Annotated in this window: 28 protein-coding genes and 3 tRNA genes; 22 read left to right on the top strand and 9 right to left on the bottom strand. The window is 65.2% G+C overall.

Annotation, left to right across the window (positions count from 1 at the left end; genetic code table 11):
• Window positions 1-1,878, top strand: coding sequence for a selenocysteine-specific translation elongation factor (gene selB / locus K420_RS0112000; RefSeq protein ID WP_027458275.1), 1,878 nt, complete (start codon window positions 1-3; stop codon window positions 1,876-1,878).
• A gap of 5 nt (window positions 1,879-1,883) precedes the next feature.
• Window positions 1,884-1,979, top strand: a tRNA-Sec gene (locus tag K420_RS0111995).
• 238 nt (window positions 1,980-2,217) lie between these two features.
• On the opposite strand, the gene K420_RS0111990 is transcribed toward K420_RS0111995, so the two are convergent.
• Window positions 2,218-2,436 carry a YdcH family protein gene (locus K420_RS0111990; protein WP_027458274.1) on the bottom strand — a complete coding sequence of 73 codons (219 nt, stop codon included), beginning with the start codon at window positions 2,434-2,436 and terminating at the stop codon, window positions 2,218-2,220.
• Window positions 2,437-2,621: 185 nt separating this feature from the next.
• Here K420_RS0111990 and K420_RS18895 point away from each other — a divergent pair, with 185 nt between their 5' ends.
• The 7 genes from K420_RS18895 (at window position 2,622) to K420_RS0111955 (ending at window position 8,113) form a co-directional block, all read left to right on the top strand.
• Complete coding sequence (locus K420_RS18895; RefSeq protein ID WP_051453106.1) at window positions 2,622-3,056, top strand: glycine cleavage system protein H; 435 nt, start codon at window positions 2,622-2,624, stop codon at window positions 3,054-3,056.
• Entirely contained in the window at window positions 3,049-3,423 is a 375-nt protein-coding gene (locus K420_RS0111980; protein WP_027458273.1) for a DsrE family protein, read from the top strand. The genes K420_RS18895 and K420_RS0111980 overlap by 8 nt, the downstream gene beginning before the upstream one ends.
• Window positions 3,423-4,028 (top strand): molybdenum cofactor guanylyltransferase MobA, encoded by a 606-nt coding sequence (mobA, locus tag K420_RS0111975; RefSeq protein ID WP_035854786.1) that lies wholly within the window; start codon window positions 3,423-3,425, stop codon window positions 4,026-4,028. The genes K420_RS0111980 and mobA overlap by 1 nt, the downstream gene beginning before the upstream one ends.
• Window positions 4,029-4,166: 138 nt before the next feature.
• Window positions 4,167-4,349, top strand: a complete 183-nt coding sequence (locus K420_RS0111970) for a hypothetical protein (RefSeq protein ID WP_027458271.1) — start codon at window positions 4,167-4,169, stop codon at window positions 4,347-4,349.
• Between the two features lie 295 nt (window positions 4,350-4,644).
• Window positions 4,645-6,384: a 30S ribosomal protein S12 methylthiotransferase accessory factor YcaO gene (ycaO, locus tag K420_RS18890; RefSeq protein WP_035854784.1), complete on the top strand. Its 1,740-nt coding sequence runs from the start codon at window positions 4,645-4,647 to the stop codon at window positions 6,382-6,384.
• An 8-nt stretch (window positions 6,385-6,392) separates the two neighbouring features.
• Window positions 6,393-6,632, top strand: a complete 240-nt coding sequence (locus tag K420_RS0111960) for a VF530 family protein (RefSeq protein ID WP_027458270.1) — start codon at window positions 6,393-6,395, stop codon at window positions 6,630-6,632.
• Between the two features lie 152 nt (window positions 6,633-6,784).
• Complete coding sequence (locus tag K420_RS0111955) at window positions 6,785-8,113, top strand: citrate transporter (RefSeq protein WP_232422772.1); 1,329 nt, start codon at window positions 6,785-6,787, stop codon at window positions 8,111-8,113.
• A 41-nt stretch (window positions 8,114-8,154) separates the two neighbouring features.
• On the opposite strand, the gene K420_RS0111950 is transcribed toward K420_RS0111955, so the two are convergent.
• Window positions 8,155-8,799: a LysE family translocator gene (locus tag K420_RS0111950; protein WP_198293839.1), complete on the bottom strand. Its 645-nt coding sequence runs from the start codon at window positions 8,797-8,799 to the stop codon at window positions 8,155-8,157.
• A gap of 105 nt (window positions 8,800-8,904) precedes the next feature.
• On the opposite strand from K420_RS0111950, the gene K420_RS0111945 reads away from it, so the two are divergent.
• From K420_RS0111945 to K420_RS0111915, 8 genes are all read left to right on the top strand, one after another.
• Window positions 8,905-9,378: an Lrp/AsnC family transcriptional regulator gene (locus tag K420_RS0111945; protein ID WP_027458267.1), complete on the top strand. Its 474-nt coding sequence runs from the start codon at window positions 8,905-8,907 to the stop codon at window positions 9,376-9,378.
• A gap of 168 nt (window positions 9,379-9,546) precedes the next feature.
• Window positions 9,547-10,200: an ABC transporter ATP-binding protein gene (locus K420_RS0111940; protein ID WP_027458266.1), complete on the top strand. Its 654-nt coding sequence runs from the start codon at window positions 9,547-9,549 to the stop codon at window positions 10,198-10,200.
• Window positions 10,197-11,336: an ABC transporter permease gene (locus tag K420_RS20910; RefSeq protein WP_232422771.1), complete on the top strand. Its 1,140-nt coding sequence runs from the start codon at window positions 10,197-10,199 to the stop codon at window positions 11,334-11,336. The genes K420_RS0111940 and K420_RS20910 overlap by 4 nt, the downstream gene beginning before the upstream one ends.
• A gap of 30 nt (window positions 11,337-11,366) precedes the next feature.
• On the top strand, window positions 11,367-12,689 hold the full coding sequence (locus K420_RS20905; protein WP_232422770.1) for an ABC transporter permease: 1,323 nt from the start codon (window positions 11,367-11,369) through the stop codon (window positions 12,687-12,689).
• A 9-nt stretch (window positions 12,690-12,698) separates the two neighbouring features.
• A complete protein-coding gene (locus K420_RS0111930) occupies window positions 12,699-13,787 on the top strand; it encodes a lipocalin-like domain-containing protein (protein ID WP_027458265.1) in 1,089 nt (362 codons plus the stop codon).
• A gap of 61 nt (window positions 13,788-13,848) precedes the next feature.
• Window positions 13,849-15,078: a ChaN family lipoprotein gene (locus K420_RS18880; protein ID WP_232422769.1), complete on the top strand. Its 1,230-nt coding sequence runs from the start codon at window positions 13,849-13,851 to the stop codon at window positions 15,076-15,078.
• Window positions 15,075-17,147: a M1 family metallopeptidase gene (locus K420_RS0111920; RefSeq protein ID WP_051453104.1), complete on the top strand. Its 2,073-nt coding sequence runs from the start codon at window positions 15,075-15,077 to the stop codon at window positions 17,145-17,147. The genes K420_RS18880 and K420_RS0111920 overlap by 4 nt, the downstream gene beginning before the upstream one ends.
• Window positions 17,144-17,794: an SOUL family heme-binding protein gene (locus K420_RS0111915; RefSeq protein WP_027458263.1), complete on the top strand. Its 651-nt coding sequence runs from the start codon at window positions 17,144-17,146 to the stop codon at window positions 17,792-17,794. Before K420_RS0111920 ends, K420_RS0111915 begins: the two co-directional genes overlap by 4 nt.
• Window positions 17,795-17,879: 85 nt before the next feature.
• On the opposite strand, the gene K420_RS0111910 is transcribed toward K420_RS0111915, so the two are convergent.
• Window positions 17,880-17,956 (bottom strand) — tRNA-Arg (locus tag K420_RS0111910).
• Window positions 17,957-17,998: 42 nt separating this feature from the next.
• Window positions 17,999-18,075, bottom strand: a tRNA-Arg gene (locus tag K420_RS0111905).
• Window positions 18,076-18,140: 65 nt separating this feature from the next.
• Between K420_RS0111905 and K420_RS0111900 the strand changes: the two genes are divergently transcribed.
• Window positions 18,141-18,407, top strand: coding sequence for a biotin/lipoyl-containing protein (locus tag K420_RS0111900; protein ID WP_027458262.1), 267 nt, complete (start codon window positions 18,141-18,143; stop codon window positions 18,405-18,407).
• A 36-nt stretch (window positions 18,408-18,443) separates the two neighbouring features.
• Here the strand turns inward: K420_RS0111900 and K420_RS19755 are convergent, their stop codons facing one another.
• The 4 genes from K420_RS19755 to K420_RS0111880 all read right to left on the bottom strand — a co-directional run bounded on the left by K420_RS19755 (window position 18,444) and on the right by K420_RS0111880 (window position 22,327).
• On the bottom strand, window positions 18,444-18,785 hold the full coding sequence (locus K420_RS19755) for a BON domain-containing protein (RefSeq protein ID WP_051453103.1): 342 nt from the start codon (window positions 18,783-18,785) through the stop codon (window positions 18,444-18,446).
• A gap of 143 nt (window positions 18,786-18,928) precedes the next feature.
• Window positions 18,929-20,323 carry a sigma 54-interacting transcriptional regulator gene (locus tag K420_RS0111890; protein WP_027458261.1) on the bottom strand — a complete coding sequence of 465 codons (1,395 nt, stop codon included), beginning with the start codon at window positions 20,321-20,323 and terminating at the stop codon, window positions 18,929-18,931.
• Window positions 20,320-20,850, bottom strand: coding sequence for a hypothetical protein (locus K420_RS0111885; protein ID WP_027458260.1), 531 nt, complete (start codon window positions 20,848-20,850; stop codon window positions 20,320-20,322). The genes K420_RS0111890 and K420_RS0111885 overlap by 4 nt, the downstream gene beginning before the upstream one ends.
• Window positions 20,840-22,327: a sensor histidine kinase gene (locus K420_RS0111880; protein ID WP_232422768.1), complete on the bottom strand. Its 1,488-nt coding sequence runs from the start codon at window positions 22,325-22,327 to the stop codon at window positions 20,840-20,842. The genes K420_RS0111885 and K420_RS0111880 overlap by 11 nt, the downstream gene beginning before the upstream one ends.
• A gap of 264 nt (window positions 22,328-22,591) precedes the next feature.
• On the opposite strand from K420_RS0111880, the gene K420_RS0111875 reads away from it, so the two are divergent.
• The 3 genes from K420_RS0111875 to ettA all read left to right on the top strand — a co-directional run bounded on the left by K420_RS0111875 (window position 22,592) and on the right by ettA (window position 25,571).
• Entirely contained in the window at window positions 22,592-23,155 is a 564-nt protein-coding gene (locus K420_RS0111875) for a polymer-forming cytoskeletal protein (protein ID WP_027458258.1), read from the top strand.
• Window positions 23,156-23,186: 31 nt separating this feature from the next.
• Window positions 23,187-23,813 carry an N-acyl amino acid synthase FeeM domain-containing protein gene (locus K420_RS18870; RefSeq protein ID WP_157275073.1) on the top strand — a complete coding sequence of 209 codons (627 nt, stop codon included), beginning with the start codon at window positions 23,187-23,189 and terminating at the stop codon, window positions 23,811-23,813.
• 93 nt (window positions 23,814-23,906) lie between these two features.
• Window positions 23,907-25,571 carry an energy-dependent translational throttle protein EttA gene (gene ettA / locus K420_RS0111865; RefSeq protein WP_027458257.1) on the top strand — a complete coding sequence of 555 codons (1,665 nt, stop codon included), beginning with the start codon at window positions 23,907-23,909 and terminating at the stop codon, window positions 25,569-25,571.
• Between the two features lie 113 nt (window positions 25,572-25,684).
• On the opposite strand, the gene K420_RS0111860 is transcribed toward ettA, so the two are convergent.
• Window positions 25,685-25,963, bottom strand: a complete 279-nt coding sequence (locus K420_RS0111860) for a hypothetical protein (RefSeq protein ID WP_027458256.1) — start codon at window positions 25,961-25,963, stop codon at window positions 25,685-25,687.
• A 111-nt stretch (window positions 25,964-26,074) separates the two neighbouring features.
• Between K420_RS0111860 and K420_RS0111855 the strand changes: the two genes are divergently transcribed.
• Entirely contained in the window at window positions 26,075-26,896 is an 822-nt protein-coding gene (locus K420_RS0111855) for a class I SAM-dependent methyltransferase (RefSeq protein WP_027458255.1), read from the top strand.
• Window positions 26,897-26,899 lie beyond the last annotated feature (3 nt).

Below are 26,899 nucleotides of genomic sequence, written 5' to 3'. Positions count from 1 at the left end.
ATGATCATCGGCACCGCCGGCCACATCGACCACGGCAAGACCACGCTGGTCAAGGCGCTGACCGGTGTCGACTGCGACCGACTGAAAGAAGAGAAGGCGCGCGGCATCACCGTCGATCTCGGCTACGCCTACACGCCGACGCTCGGTTTCATCGACGTTCCCGGCCACGAGAAGCTGATCCACAACATGCTGGCCGGCGCCACCGGCATCGACTTCGCGCTGCTCGTCATCGCCGCCGACGACGGCCCCATGCCGCAAACCCGCGAACACCTGGAAATCGCCGAACTGCTCGGCATCACGCGCGGCGCCGTGGCGCTGACCAAGATCGATGCGGCCAGCGCCGACCGCCAGCAACAGGCGAAGGCCGAAATCACCGAACTGCTGGCCGGCACTGCGCTGGCCGGTGTGCCGATTTTTCCCGTCGCGGCAACCACCGGCCAAGGCATCGCCGAACTCCGGACTCATCTCGAAAACGCTGCCATGGCAGCGCAAGGCCGGCCAGCGAGCGGTGGCTTCCGGCTCGCCATCGACCGCTGCTTCACCCTCTCCGGTGCCGGTACCGTCGTCACCGGCACGGCCTTTGCCGGCACCGTCCGGGTCGGCGATCAGTTGCGCCTCTCGCCGGCTGACAAGCCGGTCCGAGTGCGCAGCCTGCGCGCCCAGGACGCCCCAGCCGAAGCCGGCAGTGCCGGCCAGCGCATCGCCCTGGCCCTGGCCGGCATCGAAAAGGCCGACGTGGCGCGCGGCATGTGGCTCCTCGCGCCGCCACTGCACGCCCCGGCCCGCCGCTTCGACGCCCGGGTGCGCGTCCTCTCCGGCCAGCCGGCGCTCAAGCACTGGACGCCGGTGCACCTGCACCTTGGCGCCGAAGACGTGCCCGCCCGCCTCGCCCTGCTCGACACCGACGAAATCCCGCCCGGCGGCAGTGCCTGGGCACAACTCACGCTGGAACGCGAGATCGGCGCCCTGGCCGGCGACCGCTTCATCCTGCGCGACGCCGGTGCCCGTCACACCATCGGCGGCGGCCAGGTGCTCGACATCTTCCCGCCACACCGCAAGAAGCGCAGCCCGGAACGCCTGGCCATGCTCGCCGCGCTAGCCGACCCCGACCCGGCCGTCGCCCTGCAACTCGCCGCCGAACAGCAGCCCGCCGGCGTCGAGTTGACGCCCTACGCCTTGAACCGCAACCTCGCCCGTGCCGACCTAGCCGATCTCTGTCAGCGCCTGCAATTCAAGGTCATCGGCGATACCGCCTTCGCCCCGGCCCGCTGGGCGGCACTCGAAAGCAAGCTGCTCGCCGCTCTGGCCGCCGAGCATGAGCGCGCCCCCGATCTGACCGGCGTCGAGCGCGACCGCCTGCGCCGCCTCACCCTGCCGACGCTCTCCCGCCCCGCTTTCGACGCCCTGCTCGCCGCCCCGCTGGCCGACGGCCGGATCGCCCAGACCAACGCCTGGCTGCACCTGCCGGAGCACCGCGTCCAACTCGCTGCAGCCGACCGCGACCTGTGGCAAACCCTGAAGCCGCTGCTCGATGCGCAACCCTACAACCCGCCGCGCGTACGTGACATCGCCAAGGCCACCGGCCTGGCGGAGGACACCGTGCGCGCCCTGTTCAAGCGCGTCGCCCGCCACGGCGACGCGTGGCCGGTAGCGCACGACCACTATTTCACGGCCGCCACCGTCGCCGACCTCGCCCGCCGCGTCGCCGCCCTCAACCAGCGCGACGGTTACGCCCGCGCCGCACCGCTGCGTGACGAGATCGGCGGCGGCCGCAAGGTCGCCATCCATATCCTCGAATTCTTCGACCGTATCGGCTACACTCGCCGGGTCCGCGATACCCACGTCTTGCGCGGCAATCCGGAGCAATTCGGCACATGAACAACGGAAGAGATCGTTCCCCGGTGGGACGGCCGGTCTTCAAAACCGGCAGGACCTGTCAAACAGGTTTGGGTAGGTTCGACTCCTGCTCTCTTCCGCCAGTCTGCTTTACCTGATAACACACGGGTTCCGGCAGAATTTCAGTTGGACAAACTGAGTTACCCCTGCCCCACCTTGGTTGGCAAACCATGGCTTCTGCCCGTTGAGTGGCACAGATCTGTCACACTTCTTCCTCCCTTGCGCGCCAAGGGGGTTGGCCCCATTGGGTTGGCTTATCAAATACGCCAATTCAGGCATAACCAGCCAACAAAAACCCCGCCGCAGCGGGGTCTGAATGCATCAGACAGTTTCTGCCCGTCGCAGCAACGTATACAACTCGTCCTTCAGCACCAGCTTTTCCTTTTTCAGCGCCTCAATTTCCAGTGGCGTCGCATGTTCAATGTGCGCCTCCAGATTCTTGATCTTCTGGTCAAGCTCGTTGTGCCGGTCAAACAGGTTGAGGAAGTGGCGGTCAGTTGTTTTCAGTTGGGTAATCAGATCACGATACTCAGGAAACATAGGCTAACTCTCATCGATTGTGGTTATGGAACAGACGCTTCCACCCTAGCAGGCATTTGTCCCTGGTGTATTGCGCTGCGTCAACAGTTTGCTTCCTCCGCATTGTCCTGCGCTGCCGGCAGAAAGCTGGACAGCCGGAGCGGGGAGGGTAAACTCCTGCCTCCATCCTTTTTTCCCTGCGCCCCATGGCCCACCACCCCTTCCACGGCAGCGTTCCCGACGACCGGCTGTATTGCCCCCGCCACGACATGTGGGTGCAGTTACTCGATAACGGCGAAGCGTTGATCGGGGTAACCAGTTTCGGCATCTTCCTGGCCGGGGAAATCATCGCCTTCACGGCCAAGCCGAAAGGCGCCGAGGTCGGGATCGGCAAGGGGCTGGGTACCGTGGAGTGCCGCAAGACGGTGCTCGCCGTGCATGCCCCGATTTCCTTCACCTTGCTCGACAGCAACGAGGCAGCGGAGGAGCGTCCCGCCCTGGTGAACCAGCAGCCCTACGCAGCCGGCTGGATGGTGCGCGTCCGGCCCACTGACTGGGCGACCGAAAAGGCTGGCCTGTTCGATGCTGCAGCCTACCGCCGGCATATCCTCAAGATCGAACCGGAGGCGCGTTTTGACTGACCGGCTGGCCATCCTGATCGCCTCGGCCGGTGCCGAACGGCCCGAGTTGGGCGCCACGCCGCTGGTGCATGCACTGGCTGCCCATGCCCTGGATGCCGAAGTCGAGATCCACTTTGCCGGCCCGGCGGTACGTCTGCTCGTCGCGGGGGTGGCCGACAGCCTTTACGCCACGCCGAGCCGGGAAAAATCGATTGGTGATTTTCTGCGCGAGGTAATCGCCCACGACATCCCGCTCTACGCCTGCGGCATGGCCCGGGCCGGCTGGGTCGGCGCCGATGAAGCGCTGATCCCGCAAGCCCGCGCCGCGGGTGCCACCGCCTTCGTCGCCCGGACGCTCGACCCGGCCTGGCGCAGCCTGGTCTATTGATGAGCCGCCCCGACATTACCGGTGTCGTGCTGGCCGGCGGCCTTGGTCGGCGCATGGGCGGCGTCGACAAGGGGCTGCAGCTCCTGCACGGCCGGCCGATGGCGGCCTGGGTCGCCGAGCGCCTGGCGCCGCAGGTGGATGAACTGCTGATCAACGCCAACCAGAATGCCGAGCGCTACGCCGCACTCGGCCACCGGATCATCGCCGACCAGGTTCCCGGGTTTGCCGGGCCACTGGCCGGCCTGCATGCCGCCCTCTCCGCTGCCAGCCACCCTTGGGTCGCCACCGCCCCTTGTGATTCGCCTTTCCTGCCCACCGATCTGGTCGCCCGCCTGAGCGATGCGCTCATCACCCGCAACGCCGACCTCGCGGTTGCCCGCACCTTCGACCAGCCGCACCCGGTGTTCTGCCTGTGCAAGCGCGACCTCCTGCCGCACCTGACCGCCTACCTGGCGAGTGGCGAGCGCAAGTTCGACCGCTGGTACGCTACCCTGCAGGCGGTTGAAGTCGCTTTCGACGACGAGGCTGCCGCCTTCGAAAACATCAACACCCGCGACGAATTGCACCGCTTCGACGCCGCCGGCCCGGCCCACCCAAACCCTTAACCGGCCACCGGCCAAGGCTTGCCGGGCATTACCTGTTTTGCCCAGCCTCCACCCTGTGGAAATCCCGTATTGCGCCGCAGCAGGCAAGGCCTAAACTCCGCGCGCAGGATCATAAAACCACATAAAAGGTGAACAGCAATGAACGTCAAGGTGCACTATCGCATCACGCAGGACCGCGCCGGCATTCCGCAGGACTTTGCCGGCGCCCGCCGCTTCGTAGCCAGCGAAGAGCAGGCCATCGAGGATATCGCCCGTCGGCAGTTGGCTGCGGATTACCAGATTCCGCCGAGCGCCGTCGAAATCTCCCGCATCGAGGCCTGAGCCGGCCGAACCTTCCGTGCTGCGCCGCACCATTCCGGCGCGGCACGGTGCTCCACTGCGTGGGTTTCCCCATCGCGTGAACCTGCCCGGTTCCCGGCAATTCGCTGAGCCCTTTGCGCCTCGCGGCGGGTTCTCCGCCTTTCCAAGGCCTTCGCAAGGGCAATCGGCCCTTCGCCGCTGGCTGCTCTGCCGGTCAGCGCGGCAATAATCCCGGACAATTCGGGCGGCAAGCCTTAGACTGCTTGCCTTTTCCCTCGCCAGCCGACTTCCGGCGCGGCCATTTGACAGGCTCACCATGCAAAACGAACACTTCATCCCCGGCAAGGACGCCTCGCTGGAAACCACCATCGCCGGCATGCAGGCCAAGTTGGCGGGGCTCGGTTTCGAGGTCGAGGAATGCTCCTGGCTCAACCCGGTCGACAACGTCTGGTCGGTGCATGTGCGCAACAAGGCCTGCCACCTGATGTTCACCAACGGCAAGGGGGCCAGCCAGCTGGCTGCGCGGGCCAGCGCGCTGGGCGAGTTCTTCGAGCGGCTGTCGTGCAATTATTTCTGGAACCACTACGCGCTGGGCGATAGCATCGGCAGCAGCGACTTCGCGCACTATCCGCGTGAACGCTGGTTCCCGGTCGCCGGCGACGACTGGCCGGCCGACCTGCTGACGCCGGAACTGCAAGCCTTCTACAACCCGGAAGGCAGCATTCCTGCCGAAATGCTGATCGACATGAACACCGGCCAGTACGCACGCGGCATCTGCGCCATTCCCTACGTGCGGCAACGCGACGGGGCGGCCGTCTTCTTCCCGGTCAACATCATCAGCAACCTCTACGTCAGCAACGGCATGTCGGCCGGCAACACGCCGGCCGAGGCGCGTGCCCAGGCACTGTCGGAAATCCTCGAACGCCACGTCAAGTTCAAGGTGATCGCCGAGGGCCTCTGCCTGCCGGAAGTGCCGGAAGAAGTCATTGCCCGCTACCCGGGCATCGCCGCCGGCATTGCCGGGCTACGCGCGGCCGGCTTCGGCATCCAGGTCAAGGACGCCTCGCTCGGCGGCCACTACCCGGTGATGTGCGTGACCATGCTCAACCCGCATGACCAGGGGGTTTTCGCCAGTTTCGGCGCCCATCCCCGCTTCGAGATCGCCCTCGAACGGGCCCTGACCGAACTGCTGCAGGGCCGCGCCCTGGAGGCGCTGGACGGCTTTCCGCCGCCGGGCTTCGATCTTGATGAAGTGGCCAGCGCGCCGAACATCGAAATCCATTTTGTCGACTCCAGCGGTATCGTGCACTGGCGCTTCTTCGACGAAACACCCGATTACGCATTCGTCGACTGGAACTTCAACGATCTCGAAGGCGGCAAGACCGCCGACGACTACGCCTGGCTGGCCGAGCGCATCCATGCCGACGGCCACGACATCTACATCGCCGATTTCGACCACCTCGGCGTTTACGCCTGCCGCATCCTGGTACCGGGCATGTCGGAGATCTACCCGATCGACGAGCTGGAATGGGAAAACAACAGCAACGGCGCCGTCATTCGCCCGGCCATCGTCAACCTGGCCGAACTGGATGACGACCAGTGCGCCCAGCTGGCCGAGATCCTCAATGAACTGAACATCGCCGACGAAAAACCGGTCGCCGCACTGATCGGCCTCGCACCCGATGCCGGCTCGCTGTGGGCCGACCTGCGCGTCGGCGAACTGAAGGCCATGCTCGCCCTCGCCGTTGGCGACAGCGAAGCCATCCGCGAAGGCTGCGAGTGGGTGCGCCAGTTCGAGCAGATCGACGCCGGCCGCCGTCGCATCTATCGCTGCATCGCCACGCTGCTCGACATGGAAGACCCCAACGTTTACGAAGAAGCCCTGGTCAGCCTGTTCGGCGAGGAAACCCTCGATCTCGCCAGCGACCTGATCGACGGCGTCGTCCGCTTCTTCGACCTGCCGTCACCGGGGCTGGATTTTGCCGGCTGCACCTTGCACCAGAGCCTGCTCGCCGAGTACGCCAAGGTGCGCCGCGCCATGCAGGCTGCCGCCTGACGCCCCCCATGAATGCCGCGAAACCCGCCCAGCCCAACAACCCGCTGCACGGCATCACGCTCGAACGCTTGCTCGGCGAACTGGTCGAGTACTACGGCTGGGCGGCGCTCGGGCGGGAAATCGACATCCGTTGCTTCAACGTCGACCCGAGCCTGCCATCCAGCCTGAAATTCCTGCGCCGCACCCCGTGGGCGCGGCAACGGGTGGAGGCGCTCTACCTCGACATGCTGGACCAGGCTCGCCGCTGAGTTCCTCCCTGCAGGAGACCGGCGGAGTGTCCAGCGGCCAGGTTTTTTACGGGATAATCCGCATTTCCGCGCGCTGGAAGTTTGCGGACAATGTGGTGTCCGCTGACCTGTCCGCAGGAAGACGCGAGAAACCACACCCAATAAGGAAAATCATGCACCGTCTATTGCCTGCACTGCTCCTGTCACTGCCCGCTGTAGCCATGGCGGCCGACCAGTTGCCCACGGTCGCCGGAATCCCGATCGATTTCATTCTCTTCGCGCTGACCCTGCTCGGCGTCGCCCTCTTCCACCACGCCACGCTTTACGTGGCGCTGACCGGACTGGCGACGATCAGCCTGTACAAGATCGTGTTCACCGGCTTCAAGACCGGCGCCGGCATGGCGGGTTTCATCGGCCACCTGGGCCATGAATGGGTCACCATCGCCAATCTGTTCTGCCTGCTCACCGGCTTCGCCCTCCTCGCCCGGCATTTCGAAAAGAGCCATGTCCCGGTCGTGCTGCCCAAGTATCTGCCGAACGACTGGAAGGGCGGTTTCCTGATGCTGGTGATGGTCTTCGTGCTCTCCAGCTTCCTCGACAACATCGCCGCAGCGCTGATCGGCGGCGCGATGGCGCACCAGTTGTTCAAGGGCAAGGTGCACATCGGCTACCTGGCGGCCATCGTCGCCGCCTCCAATGCCGGCGGTTCCGGCTCCGTGGTCGGCGACACGACAACAACCATGATGTGGATCGACGGCATCAGCCCGATCGTCGTCCTCGATGCCTACGTCGCGGCGGTCGTTGCGCTGCTCATCGTGGCCTATTTTGCTGCCAAGCAGCAGCACGCCTACTCGCCGATCCTCAAGCACTCGCACGAACACACGCACATCGACTGGGGCCGGCTGTTCATCGTCGGCCTGATGCTGGTCTTCGCGGTCGGCACCAATATCACCGTCAATGTGAATTTCCCGCAACTGGCCGATCACTTCCCCTTCATCGGCGTCGCTGTCTGGCTGGCGCTCGTCGTCACGGCCGGCGTCCGCCGCCACGACTGGGAACTGCTGCCGGATGCCATCAAGGGCTCCGTCTTCCTGCTCTCCCTCGTCCTTTGCGCCTCGATGATGCCGGTCGACCAGTTGCCCCCCGCCTCCTGGCTGTCGGCTCTCGCCCTCGGCTTCATCTCCTCCGTCTTCGACAACATCCCGCTGACTGCCCTCGCCCTCCGCCAGGGCGGCTACGACTGGGGTGTGCTGGCCTACGCCGTCGGCTTTGGCGGATCGATGCTGTGGTTCGGCTCATCGGCCGGCGTCGCGCTTTCCAACATGTACCCGGAAGCCCGCTCGGCCGTGCAATGGGTCAGGAACGGCTGGCATGTGCCGGTCGCCTATGTCGCCGGCTTCTTCGTGCTGCTTGCCGTGCTCGGCTGGCATCCGGACGAAGGCCACAAGAAAGTCGGCGAACCGGCCAGTGCCGCCGCGCCGGCCGCCCCGGGCGCACACTGAGCGCCGCACCGGGCCGGCACTGTCTGGCGGCAACTTGCGGATCAGTTGCCGCCGACAGCCAGGCGAAGCGCCGCCACTCCGAAAACCCCCGAAAACAGCAGTTTTGAGGCCCGCCGGACCGGTCCGGCGCCGGCAAAGCGCCTGGCCAGGCTGGCTGCGGCAAAGGCATAGAGCACGTCGAACAGCAAGCCAAGGCCGACCAGGATGCTCCCCAGGATCAGATACTGGGTGGCAAGGTCGCGCTGGGTGGCAATGAACTGCGGTAGCAGGAAAGCGCAAAACATCAGGGCCTTGGGATTCAGCAAGTTGGTCATCACCCCGCTTCGCATCGCCCGCCACCCCGCACCCGCCTCGTTTCTCCCGGCGGATTGATCCGTCTCGCCGGCCCGCAGCATCCTCCAGGCGAGGAGCAGCAGGTATGCCGCCCCCAGCCAGCGGACACCATCGAACAACAGCGGATGGGCATGAAAAAGCGCCGCCAGGCCGAGTGCCGATAGCGTGACATGGGCGCTCCGGGAGATCGCCAGGCCCAGTGCCGCCAGCAAGCCACTGCCCGGCCCCCGGAAGGCCGAGGTGGAGAGCACCAAGGCCATGTCGGGCCCCGGCAGAAGGTAGACCGCCGTCAGCGCGGCAACAAAGACCAGCAGGTCAGGCACGGTAATCATCACGACACCCGTCAGGCTCATCAAGGATGAAACATCCTCCCATGAACAGCCCGAAACATTACTGCTTTCGCTTCATCAAACCCCGTAGAATCAGAAAGGAAATTTCGTTTTACAGGCTAAATTGAAATGAATCGGCTCAATAACCTCCTCGACCCGACGGACTTGGCCATCCTGCGGGAATTACAGGCAGATGGCCGGCTGTCCAACGCCAGGCTTTCCGAAAAACTGGCGCTGAGCGAAACGCCCTGCTGGCGCCGACTCAAACGCCTCGAGGCAGAAGGTTATATCGAGGCTTACCAGGCCAGGCTGAACCGGACGAAACTCGGCTTTGGCGTCGTGGCATTCGTGCAGGTGACCCTGGCCGACCATGCCGGCAAGGAGCCGCTGCAATTCGAAAACCGTGTCGCGAGCATGCCCGAGATACTGTCTTGCCATAACGTCACCGGCGACTGCGACTACCTGCTGCAAATCGTGGCGGAGAATCTGGATGCCTACGGCACCTTCGTCCGCGACCAATTACGTAAACTGCCGGGGGTAGCGTCGATTCGCTCGAATCTCTCCCTGCGCGACGTGAAAACCTCCAGCGCCTTGCCCGTTTAAGCCACGCCGATCGCGTTATCCGGTGGCGGGGGCGCCTTGACTGGGCATTGCGCCAAGCAGGCGGCACCTTGGCCAACAGATTGGACAAAACCGGCGAAAACCAAATTTGTCCTGGACAAATAATGATCAGCGCCGCACAATCCTGTCAGGTGAAATATCGGTCCGGACATGCTTGAGATCACCAACCTGTCGCGCAGTTTCAACGGTCGCCCGGCGCTGCACAGCACCTCGCTGCGTCTGGCCGAAGGCGAGTACGTGGCCATTGTCGGCGAGTCCGGGGTGGGCAAATCCACGCTGCTCAACCTCATCGCCGGCCTCGACCGGGCGGATCGCGGCCAGGTCGTGCTCGATGGCGAAGACCTTGGCCGGCTCGACGAAGCCGGGCTGACCCGCTGGCGGCGGCACAAACTGGGGTTCATCTTCCAGGCCTTCCACATCCTGCCCCACCTTACCCTGCAGCAGAACGTCGCCCTGCCGCTCTGGTTGCAAGGCGGGGCCGGCGCGGCCGCTGATGACAGCGCTCGTCAGATGCTCGACGCCGTGGGCTTGGCCGGGCGCGCCGCCAGCTGGCCGCACGAGTTGTCGGGCGGCGAGTTGCAGCGGGTGGCCATCGCCCGCGCCCTGGTGCATCGGCCGCGCCTGGTACTGGCCGACGAGCCGACCGGCAACCTCGACCCGGCCAATGCCAAACGCGTACTCGACCTGCTCGGCGAGCGCATCCGGGCAGCCGGGGCCATCGGCATTCTGGTCACCCATTCCCGCGAAGCGGCGGCGACGGCCGACCGCATCCTGCAACTGACGCCCGACGGCCTGCAGGAATGACCCTCGCCCCGGTATTTCTCGGCTCCCTCGGCCGGCGGCGCATGGCCAGCCTGTTCTCCTTGCTCGCCATCATCCTCGGCGTGGCGCTGGGCATGGCGGTGCAGGCCATCCACGAGGCCGCCCTCAACGAATTCGGCCGCGGCGTGCGCACCCTGGCCGGCGAGGCCGATTTGCGCCTGGTCGGCCCGGCCAGCGGTTTCGACGAAACCCTGTTCGAGCAGATCCTGCGCCATCCCGACATTGCCCAAGCCACGCCCATCGTCGAGATCGACGCCAAGCTGGTCGGCCACGAGCCCCTGCTCAAGGTGCTCGGTGTCGACATTTTCACGCTGGCCCGCGTCGCGCCACGCTTGCTGCCGCAGAGCCACGAGCGGACGGAACGCTTTGCGACGCTGGCCGAAGACTCGATCTTTCTCAGCGCGGCGGCGCAGCAGGCCTACGGCGTCCAGATGGGGGACCCACTGCCGGTGCAGGCCGGCAGCCGCACGCTCACCCTGCGCGTGGCCGGCGACCTGCCCGGCGTCGGCGATGGCCAGCCGTTGGCCATCATGGATATTGCCGGCGCCCAACTTGCCTTCGGGCGCCTCGGCAAGCTGTCGCGCATCGACCTGATCGTCGCCGACAACAGCTCGCCTGAAGGCCTGCGCCGCAGTTTGCCAGCCACGCTGCCGGCCGGTGTTCAGCTCGAAGCGCCGGATGCCGCCAGCGAACAATCGGGCAACCTGACCCGCGCCTATCGCATCAATCTCGCCATGCTGGCCGCCATCGCCCTGCTCACCGGCGCCTTCCTGGTCTTTTCGGCACAGGCCCTGTCGGTCGTCAAACGGCGCAGCGAATTCGCCTTCCTGCGCGCCCTCGGCCTGGAGCGCACGACGCTGATCCGCTGGCTGCTCGCTGAAGGCGCCCTGGTCGGGCTGCTCGGCGGCGTCCTCGGGGTCGCGCTCGGCTACGGCCTGGCCTGGATGGCCCTGCAAGCCCTCGGTGGCGATCTCGGCGCCGGCTATTTTTCCGGACTGCAACCGCAGCTTGAATTCAAGCCGGCGCTGACAGCCTTCTACATCATGCTCGGGCTGCTCGCCGGGCTGGCCGGAGCCGCTCTGCCGGCCCGCCAGGCCGCCGACATTTCGCCGGCCTAGGCCCTCAAGTCAAGTGGTGATGCCCTGGCCTTGAACAACCATCGCCACCCATGGACCGGCCTGCTGGCCCTGGCTGCCAGCCTGGCCGCCTGCTTCATTCCGCCCCTCGGCGGCCTGCCAGTCGGGGGCTATGCCGCCATCGCCTTGCTGCTGGCGGGCAGCATCCTGCTCCTGCCCGCCGTCGCACAGCACCTGACCCAGCCGTTTGCCGAACGCGGCAAGGCAATCCCCTGGCGCCTCGCTGCGGCCCGTCTGGTCAGTGCCCCCGGTTACGCCGTGGTCGCTGCTGCCGGCGTGCTGACCAGTGTTGCGTTGGCCGTAGCCATGGCGATCATGGTCGCCTCCTTCCGGGAATCGGTCGATGAATGGCTGGTCCAGTTGCTGCCGGCCGACCTCTATCTGCGCGCCGGGCGTGCCCAAAGCAGCGCCTACCTGGGTGAGGAACTGCAGGCTGCCATTGCCGATACGCCCGGGATCAAACGTCTCGAATTCACCCGCCATGAGCAATTGCGTCTGGGCGACGGCCAGGCGCCGGTCGCCCTGATCGCCCGCCCGCTACCGGCCGATGGCAGCAGCCTGCCACTGGTCAGCCAGGCGCAGCCTTCCCGCTTGCCGGCGGTATGGATATCGGAGGCGATGGCCGATCAGTTCGACTGGCAAACCGGGCAAGTCGTCAGCCTGCCGCTGGGCGGGGTGCGGCGCGCATTTCAGGTCAACGGCGTGTGGCGCGACTATTCCCGGCAAACCGGCGCGTTGATGATCGATCTGGCCCTCTATCGCCAGCTCACTGGCGATCAGCGGGTGAACGATGCGGCGATAACCGTCGACAACCCCGATGCCAGCGAGGAGGTGGCCAGCCGGCTGAGCGCACTGGCCGAGGGTAACGCTCTCGAAATCGCCCGGCCGGGGGAAATCCGGCGTATCAGCCTGGCCATCTTCGACCGGACCTTCGCCGTCACCTACCTGCTCGAAGCGGTCGCCATCGTCATCGGCCTGGCCGGAGTGGCGGCCAGCTTCGCTTCGCTGGCGGCCACCCGGCGCAAGGAGTTCGGCATGCTGCGCCACCTCGGCGTCAGCCGCGCCCAGATCGGCACCATGCTCGCTCTCGAAGGCGGCCTCGTGGCGGGTATCGGGGTGCTCGGTGGCGGGCTGGCCGGGACCGGAATCGGCCTGATCCTGATCGACGTGGTCAACCGCCAGAGCTTCCACTGGAGCATGGACCTGCATTTCCCGTGGGCCGGCCTGCTGCTCTTTGCCGGCACGATGATCACCCTCGCCGCCCTGGCGGCGGTGCTTGCCGGGCGCCAGGCGATGCGCCAGGACGCCGTGCTGGCCGTGCGCGAGGATTGGTGAGCCCCCATCATGCAACGCCGCCGATTCGTCATTGCCCTGAGCGCCTGGCCCGCCCTACTGCCCCGCCCCGCCGCCGCGGTGGACTTTGCGCCGGTGTTGCCCGGAAGACGCCTGGTCTTTCCCGACGACTTCGGCGCCCACCCGGATTTCCGCACGGAATGGTGGTACGCCACCGGCTGGCTGAAGCGGCAGGACGGCCGGCCGCTCGGCTTCCAGATCACCTTCTTCCGCGTCCGCACCGGGATCGGCGAGCGCAACACCAGCCGCTTCGCGCCGCGCCAACTGCTGCTCGCCCACGCCGCCATCGCCGATCCGGATTTCGGCCACCTCCGGCACAGCGAACGGGCGGCCCGCGCCGGCTTCGGCCATGCCGGCTACACCATCGGCCGCAGCGAGGTCTGGATCGGCAACTGGCGATTCGCCCAGCAGGAAAACGCGCAAGGCCAGCGCTATCAGGCCAGCGTGCGCGGCGAGGACTTCGCCTACGATCTCGCCCTGGACGCCACCACCCCGCCCCTGCTCAACGGCCAGCAGGGCTTCAGCCGCAAGGCCGCCGAGCCGCGCCATGCCAGTTTCTACTACAGCCGGCCGCAGCTGGCGGTCAGCGGCTCGCTCTCCCTGAACGGTCGAACCGAGGCGGTCAGCGGCCATGCCTGGCTCGATCACGAATGGTCGAGCGAACTGCTGCCCGACGGCGCGCAGGGCTGGGATTGGGTCGGCATCAATCTGGCCGATGGCGGCGGGCTGATGGCCTTCCGCCTGCGCGACGCCAGCGGCAACCCGCTGTGGGCGGCGGCTTCCTGGCGCGCCCCCGGCCAGGTCGACCGGATTTTCCGGCCCGATGGGGTGAATTTCCGGCCCCTGCGCCACTGGCGCTCACCGCGCACCGGGATCGACTACCCGGTGGCCTGGCGCCTGCAAGTCGGTGAGCGGACATTCGAACTGAGTCCGCTGCTTGACGATCAGGAACTGGATAGTCGCCGCTCGGTCGGCACGGTGTATTGGGAAGGTGCCATTCGTGTCAGCGAGAACGGCCGGCCAGCCGGCGAGGGTTATCTTGAACTGGCCGGCTACGGCGACAGAATCAGGGTTGGCTGAATGAGCGCCGGATAGATCGCCCGATTTGCCTGTCGAAACGAGTCCATGGGGAGCGCAGCACATGCTGAAAATGACTTTCAAAACCTTGTCCATCGCTTGTCTGCTGGTCGGTGCCGGGGTTGCCGTCGCCGCCCTGGCCACCCGCAAGCCGCCGGCCGAGCCGCCGACGCCGGCCTATTGCCAGGCCGGTGGGAACTGGCTGTTGCTCGGCACGACGCCGCCCAGGCCGGCCAGCATCCGCGACATCGTCGCCCATGCGGCCCGCCAGGACGTGGTCCTGCTCGGCGAGCAGCACGACGCCGAGGATCACCATCGCTGGCAACTGCAGATGCTCTCCGCCCTGCACGCCCAGCGCCCGGAGATGGTGATCGGCTTCGAGATGTTCCCGCGCCGTACCCAGCCGGTACTCGACCAATGGGTCGCCGGTTCGCTGACCGCCCAAGAGTTCCTGAAGCAGACGGAATGGGACAAGGTGTGGTCCTACCCCCCGCACCTCTACATGCCCCTGTTCGAATTCGCCCGCATCAACAAGATCCCGATGCGGGCGCTCAACGTCGATAAATCACTGACCCGCCAGGTGGCGGAAAACGGCTGGGAGAACGTTCCGGAGGAAGCCCGCGAAGGCGTCGGCCGGCCGGCACCGCCCCTGCCCGAATATGTCGATTTCCTGCGCGAGATGTATCGGCTGCACGAAAAGAAATCGCCCGCCCATGCCGGCAAGAAGGGCGCCAAGCCCGATGCCGGTTTCAAGGGCTTTCTCGACAGCCAGCTGACCTGGGACCGCGCCATGGCCGAGGCCCTGAGCCTGGAAGTGAGCCAGGATGACCGCAAGAACCCGACGCTGGTGGTCGGCATCATGGGCAGCGGCCACATCCGCTTTGGCCATGGCGTACCTCACCAGCTCGGCTACCTGGGCGTGGCGAAAGTCGCCAGCCTGCTGCCGGTAGCGCTGGACGGCGAATGCCGCCATCTGGAAAGCAGCCTCGCAACGGCCGTATTCACCCTGCCGAACAAGGCCATGCCGCCCAGCGAACCGCCGCGCCTCGGCGTGGCGCTGGAGGATACGGCCCAGGGATTGACCATCAGCGCCGTCACCCCCGGCAGCCTGGCCGAGAAAACCGGGCTGCGCGCCGGCGACCGCATTATCGACATGGCCGGCCGCCCGGCCAGCGGCAGCAGCGAGGCGGTGGCCACCATCCGCCGCCAGCCCCCCGGTACCTGGCTGCCGCTGCGCGTCGCTCGGGGCGACAGCCAGCTCGACCTGGTCGTCCAGTTTCCCCCGCGGCCATGAGTCCAAGCCGTTTCCGGCATCTCGCCACGGCCCTGTTCGGCCTGCTGCTCGCCGCGGCGAGCGCCTTCGCCGCCCCCGATCTGCTGCTCGATATCTCGCTCGACCCGCAGTCCCGGCAATTCAAGGCCGAAGCCGAATTGCAGCCGGGCGCCCGCAGCTTCCGCTTCCTGCTCCATGAGTCGCTGCGCGTGACCAGCGCCCGGGCCGGCAACGACAACGCCGGCGTCGACTCGGCCAGCGGCCCGCGGGGTTACCGGCAATGGACGGTTCGCCTCACCCAGCCCGGGCAAAAACTGCACATCCACTACGAGGGCCAGTTGCCGCTGCTGGAACGCAACCGCGACCACCGCGGCGTGCTCGGCGGCATGCCGCCGATGGCAGCGCCCGAAGGCAGTTTCCTGGCCTCGGGCAGCGGCTGGTATCCCCGCCCGGCCGAGCTGTTCACGTATCGGGTCAAGCTCGCCGTTCCCCACGGCCAGCGCGCCCTGGTGGCCGGCAAGCGGATGTCCGAAAACCTGCCGGCAGCGGCCGGCGAAAGCTACAGGGCAAGCTTTGAATTCAGCCAGCCGAGCGATGGTATCGACCTGATGGCCGGGCCGTGGATCGTGCGTGAAAAAACGGTGGCCCGTCCCGGGCAAGCGCCCATCTACCTGCGCACTTTCTTCCCCGCCGACCTCGATGCCCAGCCCGGCCTGGCGCAGGGCTATCTCGACGACAGCGCGGCCTATATCGAGCGCTACAGCCGGGCCATCGGCGCCTATCCGTACAGCGAGTTCTCCATCGTCGCCAGCCCGCTGCCCACCGGCTTCGGCATGCCGACGCTGACCTATCTCGGGGCCGAGGTGCTGCGCCTGCCCTTCATCCGCAAGACCTCGCTCGGCCACGAAATCCTGCACAACTGGTGGGGCAACGGTGTTTATGTCGATTACCAGCGCGGCAACTGGTCGGAGGGCCTGACCACCTTCATGGCCGACTACGCCTACAAGGAGGACGAATCGGCCAGCGCCGCCAGCGAGATGCGCCTCGCCTGGCTGCGCGACGCCGCCGTCTTGGCCGGGGAAAACACCGGCACGCTGCGCGACTTCCGCTCCCGCGCCAACGCCGCCGGCGCCACGCTCGGCTATGGCAAGGCAGCGATGCTCTTCGTCATGCTGCGCGATCGCCTGGGGCAACCGGCCTTCGACCAGGGCATCCGCAACTTCTGGGCCGCCCAGCGTTTCCGGATCGCTGGTTGGGACGACCTGCAGGCCGCCTTTGAAAGCGCCTCGGGCGAGAAGCTCGGCGCCTTCTTTGCCGCCTGGCTCGACCAGCCGGCCCTGCCCGATGTCGCCATTGCCCACGCCGAGAGCACCGCCGTCCGTACGCCTGGCAGCCCGCCCTATCAACTGACCATCCGCTTCCGCAAACAGGACGCCCGCCTGCCCTTGCGCCTGCCCGTCGAAATCAGCGGCGCCGGCCAGCGCGAAACCCGCTGGGTGGAACTGGACGCCGAGCGCAACACCGCCACGATCCCGCTCGCCTTTGCGCCACAAACCCTGCGCCTCGACCCCGACATGCGCGTCTGGCGGCGCCTTCAGGCCAGCCAGCTGCCGCCCATCCTGCGCCAGTGGATGGCAGGCCGCTCGCCGCAACTGGTCGATGTCGCGCGCGGGCCGGAGGCGAGCCAGGCGGTCAGGCAACTGGCCGGGCGATTGTTCGAGAACCCGCCCGAATCACTGGCGCCGGCCCGGCTGAGCAGCGCCCTGAACAGCAAAAACCCCGTTCTGCTCGCCGGCACGCACGCCGAGGTCGATCAGGCCCTGGCCGGCGCCGGGCTGCCGGCTCGCCCGGCCAGCCTGGCCGGGAAAGGCAGCGCCCAGGTGTGGACCGTGCCGGGCCAGCCCTACCCGCTGGCCGTCATCTCCGCCCAGGACGCGGCGGCGCTCAATGCCCTGCAACGCGGCCTGCCCCATTATGGCGGGCAAAGCTGGCTGGTTTTCGAGCAGGGGCGCGTCATCGACAAAGGCATCTGGCCGGCCGGCATCCCTGAAATCACCGTGGCCGCCACCCCGGCAAAGGACAAAAAATGAAACACCACCTCACCCTCACCACCCTGCTTGCTGGCCTGCTCTGGACGGGAACCCTGATGGCTACTGAAGAACCGAAATTCGAATCGCTGCGCCAGGAAGACAACATCGAGATCCGCCGCTATGTGCCGGTGATCGTTGCCGAAACCTTTGTCGATGGCGACATGGACAGCGCCACCCGGCGCGGCTTCCAGCGCATCGCCGACTACATTTTCGGCAACAACGAGCGCATCGCGATGACCGTGCCGGTCGTCGCCGAACCGCAAGACAAGGCCGAGAAGATCGCCATGACCGTCCCGGTCAGCATCGAGCCACAGGAGGCGGCAGCCACTCGCATGGCGGGGGCGCAGCGCTGGCGCATCCACTTCGTCATGCCCAGCCAATACACCCTTGCGACCCTGCCCAAACCGCTCAACCCGGCAATCGGTCTACGTGAGATTCCTGCCCGGACCTATGCCGTCCTGACCTACTCGGGCAGCAATACCGCAAGCACCGTGCAGGAAAGAACTGACCAGTTGCTCGCCTGGTTGCAAGCGCAGGGTATTGCCCCCATCGGTCAGCCGCAACTGGCCCGCTACAACCCGCCCTGGACGCTGCCCTTCCTGCGCCGGAACGAGATTCAGCAAGAAATCGTGTGGAATCAGCCTTGAGGACGGGATAGTCCTGCCGGAAACCGGGAGGCAGAAATGAAAATGGGCACGTCCGATAAAGGAAGTGCCCACATTCATATTTGATTGGCGCGCCCGGAGCGATTCGAACGCCCGACCCTCTGGTTCGTAGCCAGATACTCTATCCAACTGAGCTACGGGCGCGCTACCAAAAATCAAACCGAAAAACCGGCTTGAAAGGTTCTGTGGCGCGCCCGGAGCGATTCGAACGCCCGACCCTCTGGTTCGTAGCCAGATACTCTATCCAACTGAGCTACGGGCGCGCTGACAGAGCGGCGCATTATACGTGGCCTCGCGTAGAATGCAAGGGTTTTCAGGAAAAAAGCCGATGTCCACGATTTCCGTCCACATGCCCAAGTACCCCGAATGCTGGTCGAGCTGCGGCTCGTGCGCGAGCGGCGACGTCTTCATCCTCGAACTGCTGGTCGATGTCGGCGGACAGATCGAGCGGGACGACAACATCCTGACCCTGGAAACCGGCAAGGTGGCGCTGGATATCCCCTCCCCCTACGCCGGACGCGTCGTGGCCATTCATGTCACCGCGGGCGATACGGTCGAAGAAGGTGCGCCGCTGATAACCCTGGAAACAGTCTGAACAACCACCACGCCGGGCGCGTCGCGTCCGCCGCCGTTACTTTGGGAGTTCGACCTCCAGCGCATTGCGCACCTCGCGCACGCCCCGCACGCCGCTCGCCAGATCAAGGGCGCGCCGCAGGGCATGTTCATCCGGCACCGTGCCGGCGACAGTAATCACCGCCGCCCGTGAAACGACGCGTATCCGCGAGCCGGCCAGGCCGATATCGGTGCGTAACAGGGTTTCGACACGATCGCCGAGTGCGGCATCCTGTGCTTCGTTATTGGCAACGACCGCAGCAACAACCTGCGGGTCGTCAGTGGCGAAGGCAGAAAGCCCGAGTCCGGCAAAGGTGGCACTGGCGATCAGCAGGGTGGCGATCAGTTTCTTTTTGAGCATGGCATATCCCTCCTTGTGATGAATGCGGAGGGCTAACGCGAGCTTCATGCCAGGCATGATTTATCCTTGTTTTTCATATATTTATTTAGTACCGACGGGCATCAACCGAGATTCCGCGTCGTCCGGCGGCGACAGCCGGCTGATCAGGCAGGTGCCTCGCCCTCGCCGCGGAACATGGCCGGGGTCAGGTCGTGCTTTTGCAGCAGACGATAGAACTCGGTGCGATTGCGTTCGGCGATGCGCGCCGCATCGGCGACATTGCCGTCGGTCAGCTTGAGCAACTGGACGAGGTAGTTGCGCTCGAAACGCTGCTTCGCCTCGGCATAGCTCAGCGCCTCCATGGCCGGCACACGGAGGGCGCGCTGGACGAGGGAGAGCGGAATGAGCGGCGTCGAGGTCAGGGCGCAGCTTTGCTCGACCACATTGAACAACTGGCGGACGTTGCCCGGCCAGGCCGCAGTGACCAGCGCCTCCAGCGCATCCGGCGCAAACCCGTTGACCGGCTTGCCGTACTTTTCGGCGAGCAGGCCGACGAAATGGGCGGCGAGCAGCGGGATGTCCTCGCGACGCTCCTCCAGTCGCGGCAGGGTGAGGGAGACGACATCGAGCCGGTAGTAGAGGTCCTCGCGGAACTGCCCATCGGCCATCGCCGCATCGAGATCGCGGTGTGTCGCCGAAAGCAGACGGACATCGACCGGTTCCGCCTTCGTCGCCCCGACCGGCCGCACCACCCGCTCCTGCAGCACGCGCAGCAGCTTGACCTGTAGCGCAAGCGGCATGTCGCCGATTTCGTCGAGGAACAAGGTACCGCCGTTAGCCGTCTGGAACAGGCCAACGCGATTGCTCGCAGCACCGGTGAACGCTCCCTTGGCATGGCCAAAGAGTTCCGACTCCAGCAACTGCTCGGGGATCGCCCCGCAGTTGATGGCGACGAACGGCCCCTTGGCCCGCGGGCTGGCGCGGTGGATGGCGCGGGCCAGCACCTCCTTGCCGGTACCGCTCTCGCCGCGAATCAAGACGCTGGCGTCGGACGCCGCAACCATGCGTACCTCGGCCATCAGGGCGGCCATCCGGCTGCTGCGGAAGATCACCCCATCCATCCAGGTCTCGCGCGGCTCACCCGCTGCCGGCTCGCCGGCTGCCGGCGACGGCTCGGAAAGCTGCAGGGCACGGTCGATCTTTTCGAGCAGGATCTGGCTGTCGAAGGGCTTGGTCAGGTAGCCGAAGACGCCGCGCGACGTGGCATCGACGGCATCCGGGATATTGCCGTGGGCGGTGAGCAGGATGACCGGCAACGTGGGCCGGGTACGGCGGATTTCCTCGAACAGCCCCAGGCCGTCCTGGCCGGGCAGGCGGATGTCGCTCACCACGACGCGCGGCGTGTCGACGGCGATCTGCACCAGTGCCTGCTCGGCCGAACCCACTGCCGACACCCGGAAGCCGCGCGCTTTGAGGCGCATGGTCAGCAGGCGCAAAATATCCTCGTCATCATCCACCACCAGGACATGGGCGCCCTCGCCACGCAGCGCCGGCCTCATCGCTTACCCCCGACAGTACGGGGCCGCGGCGTCAGCGTGCGTTCGATATCGGCCAGGCTGTCCAGCTTGTCCTGCAATTCGGCCACCTTGCGCTGGCTTTCCTTCAATTGCTGCCCCTGCTTGTCCAGTTGTCCTTCGAGCTTCAGGCGCTCGAGATAATTGTCGGCGATCTGCCGGGCCAGCGGATGGAAGGGTACGGCAGCCGGGTCGTTCGATTTCAGCACGGCATCGAGCAGGCCGAGGGCTTTGTTGAGATCGTGCTGCACCCGCGGGTGGCCGAGCAGCATGGCCATCCTGACCTGGGTATACGGCGTCTGCGGCACGGCGACCAGCACCATGCGCTCGCGCCCCAGTTCGGCCCCGGTCATCTTGCCCAGCCCCTGGTAATACTGCAGGGCGGACTCGGGCGTCGTTTCGTCAACGCGGACCAATTTCTTCGCGGGCGGCAGACTGGCGCAGCCGGCCATGGCAAGCGCCAGCAGGCAAGCAGCCAGCCGACGACGGAACAATTCATTCTTACTGCTCATCAGGCAATTCCACACAAAAATGGGCGCCGCGCTCCTGCGGCACCAGATACACCCGCCCCCCCATCGCCCTGACCAGCTCACGCACGATGGACAAGCCAACCCCGCTCCCCTGACGCGGCGCCGGCGCGACGCGCTGCCCCTGGACGAAGGGGTCGAAAATCCGCTGCCGGTCCTCCTCCGCCACGCCCGGCCCCTGGTCGATGCACTCGAAGCGCCACAGGCCGTCGGTCCGGCTGACCGACAGGCGCACCTCGCCGTGCTCGGGGCTGAAATCGATGGCGTTGGACAGCAGGTTATCGAGAACGACCGACATTTTTTCGGCATCGAGCAGCAGCGTCTGGTCCGGCGCCTCAATCCGCACGCTCAACTGCCGGGCCTGGCTGTGCAACTCGCGCCGCTGAACGACGCCGGCCAGCAAGCGTTTCAGGCGGACCGGCGCGCGTTGCAGGCGGCGGGCGTCGAAAGCCGCTTCGTTCAGGGTAAGCAGGCTTTCGATCTGCTCCTGCAGGGCGCGAACATTGTGCTGCAGGATGTCGACCACCTCGCGCTGCCCCTCGCCGAGCGGCCCGGGTACCTCCTCGCGCAGCAGCGAGACACCTTCCTTCAAGGCCGTGAGCGGCGTTTTCAATTCATGCGAGACATGGCGCAAGGCCCGCTCGCGGTCAGCCTCCAGTTCGGCCAGGCGCTGGCGCAGCCAGTCCAGGCGCTTGCCCAGCTGGCGCAAATCGGCCGGCCCGCCGACCGTGATCGCCTCGTCGAAACGGCTGGCGCCGAGGCGAACAATGGCCTGTTCCAGATGCCGCACCGGGCGCACCAGCCACCAGCCCATCGCCAGGGCGACGAGCAGCGCGCCAAGCAGAGCCAGTGCGATCCGCCCACCGAGCTTGAGGCGGGCCGCCTCGAGTTGCTCCAGCCCCTTGCGGTTCTGTTCCTCGACCCAGCGCTGGCCAGCCTGCTTGAGTAGTCCGTTCAATTCAGCCAGGCGGGCCAGTAGCGGGATGATCTCGGCCTGCGGAATACGCTGCTCCAACCCGCTGCGCAGGGCTTCGGCCACCATCCGCCAGCCGCCAAGCAAGGGGGGCAGCGGCTCGGCCGCCATGGCATCCAGCCGGTCGACCACCGCCAGCGACTGGGCGAGATGCTCGTCGAAGCGCTGGCGGAATACCGGGTTGTCGAGCACCAGGTATTGCCGGGCGCTGCGCTCGATATCGACGGTGCGCTCACCCAGTTCCTGGATGGCGGCGGTGAGCTGGATGGCCTGTTCGCTGTTCCGGCGGCTCTGCTCAACCACGCGCTCGACCACCAGCCAGCTCTGGATGGCCACGCCGCCGAGCAGCAGGACGACCAGCAAGAAACCAAGCAACATGCCCTGGCGGAAGGAAATTCGGTTCATTTCGGTGCGGATAGTGAAACTCCTGCCCAGTTTACGCGGCCCGGCCGGCCGCTCGTCGCTTTCCAGCTTCGAGACAAATGCCACGAGACGGAAATTTTCCTCAATAAATCAGGCAATTAATCTGATGTCGCATTTTAGCGACAAGGCGATTCGTTCGCCTAGCCGACATTGTGGCGTGTTGAAAATAAAGCTGTCGCCATTTCACGACAACCAAACGAACAAATCCTCGACAGCCATCCCATTCGATTTATCAACCCATTGTTTTATTGCGACTAATACAAGATGGCACAGTTATCGCAACGGGAGGCCGGAGCTGCATTTATCGCAATCAACCTCACGGGAGCACCCATGTTCAGCAAACCGACCCTCACCCCGCGCAACGACACCATCACCCGCAAGGACGTGAAAACCGTTCTCGGCTCACCAAGCAGCCTGGCCGGTGCCGTCCCCGAGCCAAAGGTACTCACCGAAACAGGCAACGGGGTAGTGGAAGATAAAACCACCGCCACGCCGGAAATGGACACACCGAACGGCGCCCGCCTGATCGTCGGCCCCGACGTCAAGCTCAAAGGAGCCGAGATTCTCGATTGCGACACGCTGGTCGTCGAAGGCCGGGTCGAGGCGACCATGGACAGCCGCGTCATCCGCATCGCCGACAAGGGCGCGTTCTCCGGCAAGGTCAGCATCGATGTCGCGGAAATTCATGGCAGCTTCGATGGCGAACTGACGGCCCGCTCGCAACTGATCATCCACGCCACCGGCAAGGTCAGCGGCAAGATTCGCTACGGCAAGCTGCTAATCAACGAAGGCGGCGAGTTATGCGGCGACATCAATTCGCTGTCGGCCGACAAGAGCAGCATGCGTCCCCAGCGGGAAGAAACCGTCCTGCCGCTGAGCGCGGTCGCCGGTTGATTAATTTTTAGGCAACTCATAGAATCCAGCCATGCATAGCGCATCTTCCCTCGCCCCCGACATTTCCCGGTTGCTACCCGCAACCCTGCACGGCGGCACGTATTCTCTCCCCGACGATTTCGACTGCACCGTCGCACCGGAACTGGTCGTCGCTCCCGCCGTCACCTATTCCCAGATCCGTGCCTGCAGCAACCTGGTTCGACGCATGTATGCCTGGCGCGGCTATCGCCTGGCACCCAATCGCCTGCTGCCGGATGACCCCAATCACGTCACCATCGGTGCCTGGCTGAACGGCGAACTCGTTGCCACGGCAACCGCTTCGCGCGATTCATCGGCTGGCTTGCTGGCCGACAGCCTGTACCGGGAAGAAATGAGCCGGCTGCGCGCTCCGGCCCGCGTTTTCTGCGAAGTGACCCGGCTGGCAGTAGATGCCGACTGCCATGACCCGGAATTGCTCAACGCGCTCTTCCTCGCCATCTACCAGTATGTTCGCGCCGTCTTCGGCGGCACCGACCTGGTCATCGAAGTCAATCCCCGCCATGCCGGTTACTACCGCCGGAGCATGGGTTTCCAGCAAATCGGCGATCTGCGTACCTGCCCGCGCGTCAACGCACCTGCCGTGCTGCTGCACCGCACCCTCGGTAACATCCACTACTGATCTGTCCGGCCACCAGTCTTCGCCCGGCGAAGGCTGGTTATTTGCGCTGAAGCCCCGTAGACTTCGTCTTTTGTTTTCTTCAGGCAAGTGCAAATGGCTCAATACGTCATGTCCATGTTGCGGGTCAGCAAGGTTGTCCCGCCCAAGCGTCAGATCATCAAGGACATTTCCCTGTCCTTCTTCCCCGGCGCCAAGATCGGCCTGCTCGGCCTGAACGGCGCGGGCAAATCGACCGTCCTTAAGATCATGGCCGGCGTCGAGAAGGAGTACGACGGCGAAGTGCAGTGGCAGCCGAACATTTCCATCGGCTACCTGCCACAGGAACCGCAACTCGACCCGGAAAAGACCGTGCGCGAGGAAATCGAATCCGCCCTCGGCGAAGTTATGCAGGCCCAGGCCAAGCTCGACGAGGTCTATGCCGCCTACGCCGACCCGGATGCCGACTTCGACAAGCTGGCCGAGGAACAGGCCCGCCTGGAAGCGATCATCGCCACCGCCGGCTCCGACACCGAGCACCAGATGGAAATCGCCGCCGACGCGCTGCGTCTGCCGCCCTGGGAGGCCAAGATCGGCGTGCTGTCCGGTGGTGAAAAGCGCCGTGTCGCGCTGGCCAAGCTGCTGCTCTCCAAGCCCGACATGCTGCTGCTCGACGAACCGACCAACCACCTCGACGCCGAGTCCGTCGAATGGCTGGAACAGTTCCTCGTCCGCTTCCCGGGCACCGTGGTCGCGGTCACCCACGACCGCTACTTCCTCGACAACGCCGCCGAGTGGATTCTCGAACTCGACCGCGGCGAGGGCATTCCCTGGAAGGGCAACTACTCCAGCTGGCTGGAGCAGAAGGAAGCCCGCCTGGAAACCGAAAACAAGCAGATCGACGCCCATATGAAGGCGATGAAGCAGGAACTGGAATGGGTGCGCTCCAATCCGAAGGCACGCCAGGCCAAGTCCAAGGCCCGTCTGGCCCGCTTCGAGGAAATGTCGAGCCACGAATACCAGAAGCGCAACGAAACGCAGGAAATCTTCATTCCGGTCGGCGAGCGCCTGGGCGACCAGGTCATCGAATTCAACGGCGTGACCAAGTCCTTCGGCGACAAGCTCTTGATGGATAACGTCAGCTTTACCATCCCGCCCGGTGCCATCGTCGGCATCATCGGCCCGAACGGCGCCGGTAAGTCGACCCTGTTCAAGATGATCACCGGCCAGCAACAACCGGACGCCGGTGAAGTGAAGATCGGCCAGACCGTGAAGATGGCCTACGTCGATCAGTCGCGCGACTGCCTGGACGGCAACAAGACGGTGTTCGAGGAACTGGCGCAGGGCAGCGATATCCTGCAGATCGGCAAGTTCGAAATGCCGTCGCGTGCCTACATCGGCCGCTTCAACTTCAAGGGCGCCGATCAGGGCAAGCTGGTCGGCAACCTCTCCGGCGGCGAACGCGGTCGCCTGCACCTGGCCAAGACGCTGATGGCCGGCGGCAACGTGCTGTTGCTCGACGAACCGTCGAACGACCTCGACGTCGAAACCCTGCGTGCCCTGGAAGACGCCCTCCTCGAATTCCCGGGCTGCGCGCTGGTCATCTCGCACGACCGCTGGTTCCTCGACCGCATCTGCACGCACATCCTGGCCGCCGAAGGCGATTCGCAATGGACCTTCTTCCCGGGCAACTACCAGGAATACGAAGAGGACAAGCGCAAGCGCCTGGGCGAGGAAGGTGCCAAGCCGAAGCGCATCCGCTACAAGCCGATCACCCGCTGAGTGCGACGGTCGCGGCAAACCGCGACCCGCCATGCAAAACGGGCGCCGTTGCGGCGCCCGTTCCTTTTATGCGCCCCGCGCAACGCGAGGTGCAACAATCGAGTGGGTGGATCTTAGTGCTTCAGGCTGGCAGAGAAAACCGCCTTGGTCTTTTCGGAAAACTGGAATTCGTTGAAAGCGCGGTCAATTTCGGCTTCGTTGCGGCCTTCGGAATGATCTTCGAAGCAGATCCCGATGGTCTTGCCGTTGGCAGCCAGGGTCTGGAAGGCGAAACGCCAGCGCTGTGCTTCAGCCAGGCGCTCGCGCAGCTCGGCTTCGTTGGAAATCGTGATACCGGCTTTCTTCAGGGAATCCAGGAATTGTTCGAAGGATTCGTTGCTCAGACTGCCCATTTGACTATCTCCGTAGGTATGCGGTGTTTGATCACCATGTGCCGAATAACGACGCAATTTCGATTCGGTTGACACAAAAGTTAGTGCTTTCGAAATGCGATAATCGCGCCCATGAAAAAACAGAATTCACCCGCCGACATTCCGGAAATACGCCCTGGCCAATCCATTGATTTGCTGAAGGAACTGCACATCCTGACGCGCGATGGCAAGCTCAACCAGGACACGCGCCGCAAGCTGAAGCAGGTCTATCACCTGTATCAATTCATCGAGCCCTTGCTCGAAAATGCGGAAACGCTGGTCGATCACGGTGCCGGAAAATCCTATCTCGGGTTCATCCTGTACGACCTCTATTTCAAGGAACGTGCCAGCGGCGAGATCGTCGGTATCGAAACGCGTGCCGAATTGGTCGATAAATCAAGGGCTTTGGCCGATAAACTGGGCTTCCCGCGCATGCGCTTCATGGCCTGCACGGTCGAGGATTCGCTGTCGTCCACCGAGCTGCCGGCCACCGTCGATGTCGTCACCGCGCTACACGCCTGCAACACGGCCACCGACGATGCGATCCGTTTCGCCCTGACCCGCAATGCCCGCCATATCGTCCTCGTCCCTTGCTGCCAGGCCGAAGTGGCCGCCGCGATGCGCGCCAAAAAGAACGAATCACTGGGCAAGACACCGCTCTCCGAACTTTGGCGACACCCCATCCACACCCGCGAACAGGGCAGCCACCTGACCAACGTGCTGCGCTGCCTGTTGCTCGAGTCGCATGGCTACGACGTCACGGTCACCGAACTGGTCGGCTGGGAACATTCGATGAAGAACGAGCTGATCATCGCCTCAAAGCGCAACCACCCCCGCAAGAACGCCCGCGAACGGGCCGTAGCCATCCTGCGCGAGTTCAACATTGAAGAACTTGCGCCGCGTTTCACGTACTAAGGC

The sequence above is a fragment of the Dechloromonas agitata is5 genome, assembly GCF_000519045.1.
Lineage (GTDB): Bacteria > Pseudomonadota > Gammaproteobacteria > Burkholderiales > Rhodocyclaceae > Azonexus > Azonexus agitatus.
The sequence above is the reverse complement of the archived record's forward strand: the minus strand, read 5'-3'. Positions and strand labels throughout refer to the sequence as shown.

Excerpts from the sequence above, each read along its gene's own strand:
- selB (WP_027458275.1), top strand. The coding sequence starts at position 1 with ATGATCATCGGCACCGCCGGCCACATCGACCACGGCAAGACCACGCTG.
- K420_RS0111990 (WP_027458274.1), bottom strand. The coding sequence starts at position 2,436 with ATGTTTCCTGAGTATCGTGATCTGATTACCCAACTGAAAACAACTGAC.
- K420_RS18895 (WP_051453106.1), top strand. The coding sequence starts at position 2,622 with ATGGCCCACCACCCCTTCCACGGCAGCGTTCCCGACGACCGGCTGTAT.
- mobA (WP_035854786.1), top strand. The coding sequence starts at position 3,423 with ATGAGCCGCCCCGACATTACCGGTGTCGTGCTGGCCGGCGGCCTTGGT.
- K420_RS0111970 (WP_027458271.1), top strand. The coding sequence starts at position 4,167 with ATGAACGTCAAGGTGCACTATCGCATCACGCAGGACCGCGCCGGCATT.
- ycaO (WP_035854784.1), top strand. The coding sequence starts at position 4,645 with ATGCAAAACGAACACTTCATCCCCGGCAAGGACGCCTCGCTGGAAACC.
- K420_RS0111960 (WP_027458270.1), top strand. The coding sequence starts at position 6,393 with ATGAATGCCGCGAAACCCGCCCAGCCCAACAACCCGCTGCACGGCATC.
- K420_RS0111955 (WP_232422772.1), top strand. The coding sequence starts at position 6,785 with ATGCACCGTCTATTGCCTGCACTGCTCCTGTCACTGCCCGCTGTAGCC.
- K420_RS0111950 (WP_198293839.1), bottom strand. The coding sequence starts at position 8,799 with ATGAGCCTGACGGGTGTCGTGATGATTACCGTGCCTGACCTGCTGGTC.
- K420_RS0111945 (WP_027458267.1), top strand. The coding sequence starts at position 8,905 with ATGAATCGGCTCAATAACCTCCTCGACCCGACGGACTTGGCCATCCTG.
- K420_RS0111940 (WP_027458266.1), top strand. The coding sequence starts at position 9,547 with ATGCTTGAGATCACCAACCTGTCGCGCAGTTTCAACGGTCGCCCGGCG.
- K420_RS20910 (WP_232422771.1), top strand. The coding sequence starts at position 10,197 with ATGACCCTCGCCCCGGTATTTCTCGGCTCCCTCGGCCGGCGGCGCATG.
- K420_RS0111930 (WP_027458265.1), top strand. The coding sequence starts at position 12,699 with ATGCAACGCCGCCGATTCGTCATTGCCCTGAGCGCCTGGCCCGCCCTA.
- K420_RS18880 (WP_232422769.1), top strand. The coding sequence starts at position 13,849 with ATGCTGAAAATGACTTTCAAAACCTTGTCCATCGCTTGTCTGCTGGTC.
- K420_RS0111920 (WP_051453104.1), top strand. The coding sequence starts at position 15,075 with ATGAGTCCAAGCCGTTTCCGGCATCTCGCCACGGCCCTGTTCGGCCTG.
- K420_RS0111915 (WP_027458263.1), top strand. The coding sequence starts at position 17,144 with ATGAAACACCACCTCACCCTCACCACCCTGCTTGCTGGCCTGCTCTGG.
- K420_RS0111900 (WP_027458262.1), top strand. The coding sequence starts at position 18,141 with ATGTCCACGATTTCCGTCCACATGCCCAAGTACCCCGAATGCTGGTCG.
- K420_RS19755 (WP_051453103.1), bottom strand. The coding sequence starts at position 18,785 with ATGCTCAAAAAGAAACTGATCGCCACCCTGCTGATCGCCAGTGCCACC.
- K420_RS0111890 (WP_027458261.1), bottom strand. The coding sequence starts at position 20,323 with ATGAGGCCGGCGCTGCGTGGCGAGGGCGCCCATGTCCTGGTGGTGGAT.
- K420_RS0111885 (WP_027458260.1), bottom strand. The coding sequence starts at position 20,850 with ATGAGCAGTAAGAATGAATTGTTCCGTCGTCGGCTGGCTGCTTGCCTG.
- K420_RS0111875 (WP_027458258.1), top strand. The coding sequence starts at position 22,592 with ATGTTCAGCAAACCGACCCTCACCCCGCGCAACGACACCATCACCCGC.
- K420_RS18870 (WP_157275073.1), top strand. The coding sequence starts at position 23,187 with ATGCATAGCGCATCTTCCCTCGCCCCCGACATTTCCCGGTTGCTACCC.
- ettA (WP_027458257.1), top strand. The coding sequence starts at position 23,907 with ATGGCTCAATACGTCATGTCCATGTTGCGGGTCAGCAAGGTTGTCCCG.
- K420_RS0111860 (WP_027458256.1), bottom strand. The coding sequence starts at position 25,963 with ATGGGCAGTCTGAGCAACGAATCCTTCGAACAATTCCTGGATTCCCTG.
- K420_RS0111855 (WP_027458255.1), top strand. The coding sequence starts at position 26,075 with ATGAAAAAACAGAATTCACCCGCCGACATTCCGGAAATACGCCCTGGC.